This is a genomic window from Mycobacterium sp. TH-M106 (assembly GCF_057473765.1).
In genome coordinates this window covers 1-5,865 of record NZ_JBYCLE010000451.1, presented here as the reverse complement: position 1 = coordinate 5,865, position 5,865 = coordinate 1, and the positions used below count along the sequence as shown (strand labels likewise).

7 protein-coding genes and 1 pseudogene are annotated in these 5,865 nt (G+C 65.3%); 3 read left to right on the top strand and 5 right to left on the bottom strand.

Translation table 11 applies throughout. From position 1 onward, the window contains the following. Both phoP and AC2VOP_RS16075 read left to right on the top strand, forming a co-directional pair. Positions 1 to 203: pseudogene (gene phoP, locus AC2VOP_RS16080) on the top strand (two-component system response regulator PhoP); the annotation flags it as partial. Positions 204 to 239: 36 nt separating this feature from the next. Further along, a complete protein-coding gene (locus AC2VOP_RS16075) occupies positions 240 to 1,676 on the top strand; it encodes a sensor histidine kinase (RefSeq protein WP_486961911.1) in 1,437 nt (478 codons plus the stop codon). A gap of 3 nt (positions 1,677 to 1,679) precedes the next feature. On the opposite strand, the gene AC2VOP_RS16070 is transcribed toward AC2VOP_RS16075, so the two are convergent. Then, positions 1,680 to 2,084 carry an HIT family protein gene (locus AC2VOP_RS16070; protein ID WP_486961910.1) on the bottom strand — a complete coding sequence of 135 codons (405 nt, stop codon included), beginning with the start codon at positions 2,082 to 2,084 and terminating at the stop codon, positions 1,680 to 1,682. Positions 2,085 to 2,337: 253 nt separating this feature from the next. Here AC2VOP_RS16070 and AC2VOP_RS16065 point away from each other — a divergent pair, with 253 nt between their 5' ends. Next, positions 2,338 to 2,904: a YceI family protein gene (locus tag AC2VOP_RS16065; protein WP_486961909.1), complete on the top strand. Its 567-nt coding sequence runs from the start codon at positions 2,338 to 2,340 to the stop codon at positions 2,902 to 2,904. A 31-nt stretch (positions 2,905 to 2,935) separates the two neighbouring features. Here the strand turns inward: AC2VOP_RS16065 and AC2VOP_RS16060 are convergent, their stop codons facing one another. The 4 genes from AC2VOP_RS16060 to AC2VOP_RS16045 all read right to left on the bottom strand — a co-directional run. Next, on the bottom strand, positions 2,936 to 4,063 hold the full coding sequence (locus tag AC2VOP_RS16060; RefSeq protein WP_486961908.1) for an NDMA-dependent alcohol dehydrogenase: 1,128 nt from the start codon (positions 4,061 to 4,063) through the stop codon (positions 2,936 to 2,938). Positions 4,064 to 4,149: 86 nt separating this feature from the next. Continuing rightward, positions 4,150 to 4,701 (bottom strand): nuclear transport factor 2 family protein, encoded by a 552-nt coding sequence (locus AC2VOP_RS16055; RefSeq protein ID WP_486961907.1) that lies wholly within the window; start codon positions 4,699 to 4,701, stop codon positions 4,150 to 4,152. An 11-nt stretch (positions 4,702 to 4,712) separates the two neighbouring features. Beyond that, positions 4,713 to 4,922 carry a ferredoxin gene (locus AC2VOP_RS16050; protein WP_486961906.1) on the bottom strand — a complete coding sequence of 70 codons (210 nt, stop codon included), beginning with the start codon at positions 4,920 to 4,922 and terminating at the stop codon, positions 4,713 to 4,715. Between the two features lie 5 nt (positions 4,923 to 4,927). Beyond that, on the bottom strand, positions 4,928 to 5,865 hold a 938-nt coding region (locus AC2VOP_RS16045; RefSeq protein ID WP_486961905.1), incomplete at its 5' end, for a cytochrome P450.

The following is a 5,865-nucleotide window of genomic DNA, read 5'->3' as shown; positions in this document are numbered from 1 at the left end:
TGCTGCGCTACTTCGTGATCAACGCCGGCACGGTGCTCAGCAAACCGAAAATCCTCGATCACGTGTGGCGCTACGACTTCGGCGGCGACGTCAATGTCGTCGAATCCTATGTGTCGTATCTGCGCCGCAAGATCGACACCGGCGAGAAGCGGCTGTTGCACACGTTGCGCGGGGTGGGTTATGTGCTGCGGGAGCCGCGGTGAGCCCGCGGCAGAACAGCCCGCGGTAGGCAGAACCGGATGGCCGAACACCATCGCGTGGCGCTGCCGCTGAAGGTGAGCCTGGTGGCCACCACTCTGCTGCTGATGGTCTGCGCCATGGTCGTGCAGGGCTTCGCAGTCTCCTCGATCATGCAGCACAGCCTGCTGCACCGGGTCGATCGGACCCTGTGGGACGCATCCCACGGCTGGGCGCAGGCCCCGCTGCGGGGGGCGTCGGACTTGCGTCAGGAGCCGAACCCGGCCAGGCCGCCGTCGAGCTTCTACGTGCGCACCGTCGCCCCGGACGGCCGCACCTGGACGGTGGTCAACGACGATCGGCACGCCGAACCGAAGCTGCCGCCTGACAACGACGTGGGACCGGTCCCGAAGACCGTCGATTCGGTCGGCGGGTCCGGTGCGCAGTGGCGGGCAGTGTCGGTGCGCGGCGCTGACGGCGGATTGACCACCGTGGCGAGGGACCTCACCGATGTCCAGGCCACGATTCGACACGTCAATGTCTGGCGGCTGGTCATCAGTGGAGTGGCGCTGGCGGTGCTGGGCATCGCCGGGTACGTGGTGGTGAACCGCAGCCTGCGGCCGCTAGGCGAGGTCGAGAAGACCGCCGCCGCGATAGCGGCCGGCCAGCTGAACCATCGTGTCCCGGAGCGTGATCCGCGCACCGAGGTGGGCAGGCTGTCGCTGGCGCTGAACGGAATGCTGGCGCAGATTCAGGGGGCGGTTGCCGCGTCGGAGGCCTCCGCCGCCGAGGCCCGCAACTCGGAAGACCGGATGCGGCGATTCATCACCGACGCCAGCCACGAATTGCGCACGCCGCTGACCACCATCCGCGGTTTCGCTGAGTTGTACCGGCAGGGCGCCGCCCACGACGTCGATTTGATGATGTCGCGCATCGAGAGCGAATCACGCCGGCTGGGCCTGCTGGTCGAGGATCTGCTGCTGCTGGCGCGGCTGGACGTGGAGCGGCCGCTGGAGCGGCGTTGGGTCGACCTGCTGACGCTGGCCAGCGACGCTGTGCACGACGCGGAGGCGATCGCACCCGCGCGGTCGGTCACCCTGGAGGTCTTCGACGGACCGGGCACCCCGGAGGTGCTCGGCGATGAGGCGCGGCTGCGCCAGGTGCTGAGCAACCTGGTGGCCAATGCGTTGCAGCACACCCCGCCGACCGCTGCGGTGACCGTGCGGGTGGGCACCGACGGTGACGACGCCGTGCTGGAGGTGGTCGACCACGGCCCGGGAATGAACGAGCAGGACGCGCGGCGCGTGTTCGAGCGTTTCTACCGCACCGACTCGTCACGGGCACGGGCCAGCGGGGGCACCGGGCTGGGCCTGTCGATCGTGGACTCGCTGGTCCACGCACACGACGGCACCGTCACGGTCGACACCGCGCCCGGCAAGGGGTGTCGGTTCCGCGTCGCGGTGCCGCGGTTCGCCGACATACCCAGCGAAGTCAGTTGAGCATCAGGGGATCTCGGCCAGCGCTGCGATGATCCTCGCCTGTGCCTCGTCGAGGGATTCGGCCGACGGGTTGCGGTCGACGTTGGCGAAGCCGAAATCGCTGAGACTGCGGGTCGGGAAGACGTGGACGTGTAGATGCGGGACCTCCAACCCGGCGATGATCAGACCGGCGCGTTCGGTACTGAACGCGCGGCACACGGCTCGGCCGATCCGTTGTGCGACCACCATCACCCGGTGCAACACCGCGCCGTCGACGTCTTGCCACTGGTCGATCTCGGCCCGCGGCACCACTAGCGTGTGTCCGTGCGTCATGGGCTCGATGGTCAAAAAGCCAACGACTTCGTCGTCTTCGTAGACGAAGCGGCCCGGTAGCTCCCGGTTGATGATCTTGGTAAAGACGGTAGCCATGTGCTTCAGCATATGGGCCGCATTGTCGATCGCCGTATCCGATGAAGCGGGGGCGGGCCCGACGCGCCAGCCGCCCGCGGCGACAAAGATTCGGTCGGTCACGCCCCCCGCGAAGTCAGTGGCCGCATACTAGCAGCAACCGTCCAGTAACCGCCCCTGTTGCCGAAGGCACAACTATGGCTATTCTATATTCCGACGGGTTGGTCGTATCACGATATATATGCGTGGCTTCACACGTAGTAGAGGAGATGACATGTCGGTTGTCGCGACACTGCTGAGCAGTCGAGAATTGGTCGGCGTCTGGAGTCTGGTTCCGGAACAGTCGACCATCCGCTTCGAGAACAGCACCGCGTGGGGCGTGTTGAAGGTCCGCGGTGGATTCACCGACTTCAGCGGTGGCGGCGAGATCAAGGACGCGCAGACCGTGTCTGGTCGAGTCGACATCAAAGCCGCGTCGGTGGACACCGGGTTCCGCATGCGCGACGCGGATCTGCGGACGGCGGGCTTCTTCGACGTTGAGAATTACCCCGACATCACCGTTGTGATCACCGGCGGAAAACTCGGAGTGGGCGACACCGTTCGATTGAACGCCGAGCTCACCGTCAAGGGCATCACCGGTCCGCTACCGCTGACGGTCAACGTCGCGAAGCTCAGTGACGGCCCAGACGGCCCGGACGGCACGGGCGGGAGGGTGCGGCTGACCACCGAGACGACCGTCACCCGCAAGCAGTTCGCTGTCGAGGGGAACTTCTTCGGCATGGTCGGCCCCAAGACGAAGCTGAAGGCGAGTTTGGTGTTCCAGCGCGCCGCAGCCGGCTAGCCCTCGGCTAGCCCGGAAGCCGGCTTGGTGGCTAACGGTCGGCGTCGGTGTAGCGGATGATGCCGCGAATGTTCTTGCCGTCCAGCATGTCCTGGTAGCCGTCGTTGATCTGCTCCAGGGTGTACTGGCGGGTCACCATGTCGTCGAGGTTGAGCTTGCCGGCCTTGTACACCGACAGCAGTTGCGGAATGTCGTACTGCGGGTTGCCGCCGCCGAAGATGGTGCCCTGCAGGTTCTTCTGCATCAGGGTCAGCATCGCCAGGTTCAGGTTGACGTGGGTGTCCAGCATGCTGCCGATCGCGGTCAGGACGCAGGTGCCGCCCTTGGCGGTCATGATCATGTAGTTCTCGATGTCCTCACCGTGGACTTCGCCGACGGTGACAATGACTTTCTTGGCCATCAGGCCGGCGGTTGCCTCGGTGATGCCCGCCAGCGCGGTGTTGATGTCCGGGTAGACGTGGGTGGCCCCGAATTTCAGGGCCTGATCGCGTTTCCACTCGATCGGGTCGATGGCGAAGACATACCGGGCGCCGGCGTTGACCGCGCCCTGCAGCGCCGACATGCCCACCCCGCCGATCCCGACGATCGCGACGTCTTGACCCGGTCGGATATCGGCGGTACGGGTCGCCGAGCCGTAGCCGGTGGTCACGCCGCAACCGACCAGGCAGGCCACTTCGAACGGCACTGACGGGTCGATCTTCACCACCGAGCTGCGGTGGACCACCATCCAGGGCGAGAAGGTGCCCAGCAGCGTCATCGCGTAGACGTCCTTGCCCCCGGCGTGGATGCGGAACGAGCCGTCGGTGACCGACGCACCGTTGAGCAGCAACGCACCCAGGTCGCACAGGTTACGCATCCCGGCCTGACACGACTGGCATTTGCCGCAGGACGGGATGAAAGACAGCACCACGTGGTCACCGGGGGCCAGGTCCTCCACCCCGGGACCGACCTCAGTGACGAGGCCGGCACCCTCGTGGCCGCCGAGCACCGGGAAACCGGCCATTGGGATGCTTCCGGTCACCAGATGATGGTCGGAGTGGCACATTCCGGCCGCTTCCATCTGGATCTTGACCTCGTCTTTGCGTGGGTCGCCGATGTCGATCTCCTCGACCGACCACGGCTGGTTGAACTCCCAGAGCAGCGCGCCCTTTGTCTTCACCGTGAACCTACTTTCGTTATGAACGTGCGTCTGCCTCAGACTATAGGGAGCCTATAGGGAGCCTATAGGGCAGTCGCGGGAATCGGCTACCACAATGGTGTCGGGGATTTGCCCAGCGGGTAGTAACCGGGCGGCTTATCGCCGGCCATGCTGCGTTCGATGCGTTTCTGCATCCCCTGCGACAACTTGCCGGCTTTGATCAGTTGCAGGTAGAGCGCTGAAACATGCCCGAAGTCGAAGAAGTCCCGCTGCCAATTCCACTTGCCGCCACCGGCGTAGCGGAACCAACTGCCGCCGATGCCGTGGATCTCCGCTACGTCGTCGGCGGCCTCACCTGTCTTTGCGAGCTGTTTCCAGAACCCCACCACTTCGCCCTGCCGGTCATCGATGATCACCTTCTGGTACGGGTAGCGCCATCCTTGTAAGCCTTCCATTTCCTGACCCAGTGCGATGTCGCGGATCTCGTCGATGCCGATGCACATCACGTCCTCTTTGGGACCGATGTTCCAGCCGTAGGTGGCGTCGTCGGTGTAGAAGGCCGCCAAGTCACGCCAGTCACCGGCTGTCTCGGCGTCGCGGTTGGCTTGCAGCCAGCGAGCCACGACGTCCTCGAGCTCGTCGCGGGGGAACGAGGGCATAATTGGAGTCCTTAAGCCGTCTTTTCTCGGATGGACAGCGTGCGGGTGGGGCAGGCCCGCACCGCCGCCTCGATCTGCCGACGCGCCTCATCCGGCGGTTCGGCATCCAGGATCTCGACCTTGCCGTATTTGGGCACCCGGAAGTAGTCGGGTGCTTCGAATTCGCACATCGCGTGGCTCTGGCACAGATCCAGATCGGCTCCGACGACGTAATCGCCCACCTGGGTCACCTCCTCTGATTGCCCTGCGCGCGGCGGCGGTAGCGCACTGCGGCCGGCTTGGCCAGCTGCACCACCATTGTGGAGTGGTCGTTGCGGTAGCTCTCCGATGGCTGCATCATCTCAAACTCGTACTCGCGCAGCAGCACCGAGAAGATCGCCTTGATCTGCATGGTGGCGAACGCCGCCCCCAGGCAGCGGTGCCGGCCGGCCCCGAACGGAATCCAGTTCCACCGGTGGACGATGTCCTCCTCGCGCGGCGGCCGGTAGCGTTCCGGGGCGAACGCGTCGGGGTTGGGGAAGGACTCGGCAATCCGGTTGGAGACCGCCGGGGAGGCGGCCACCAGGTCGCCTTCGTGGATCGGATAGCCGCACACGTCGAACTCGCCCTTGGCCACCCGCATCAAGATGATCAGCGGAGGATGCAACCGAAGCGTCTCCTTGAGGACGTTCTCCAGATGCGGAATTCCGCGCAGCGCATGGAAACTCACCTCCTGGCCATCGGCGTAGAGTTCGTCGAGCTCCTCGATCACCTCGGTGTGGGCCACCGGGTGGCGCAGCAGCTCGATCAGGGTCCACGCGGCAGTGCCGGAGCTGGTGTGGTGCCCAGCGAACATGATCGAGATGATCATGCCGGTGACCTCGTCGGCGGTGAAGCGCAGGTCGCCGTTGTCGTCGCTGATCGTCACCAGCACGTCGATCATGTCCCGGAACTTCTTGTCCGCCGGCGGGTTGGCGATCCGGCTTTGCATGATCTCGTGCACCAGTGCTACCAGCTTGACCCGCGCCTCGTCACGGCGCCGGAAGCTCTCAATCGGCAGGTACGGGTCGACGTAGCACAGCGGATCAGTGCCGCGTTCCAGCTCGTAGTACAGCTCGGCGAACCGGCCGTCGAGCTCCTCGCGGAATTTCCGGCCGATCAGGCACGCCGTCGAGGTGTAGATGG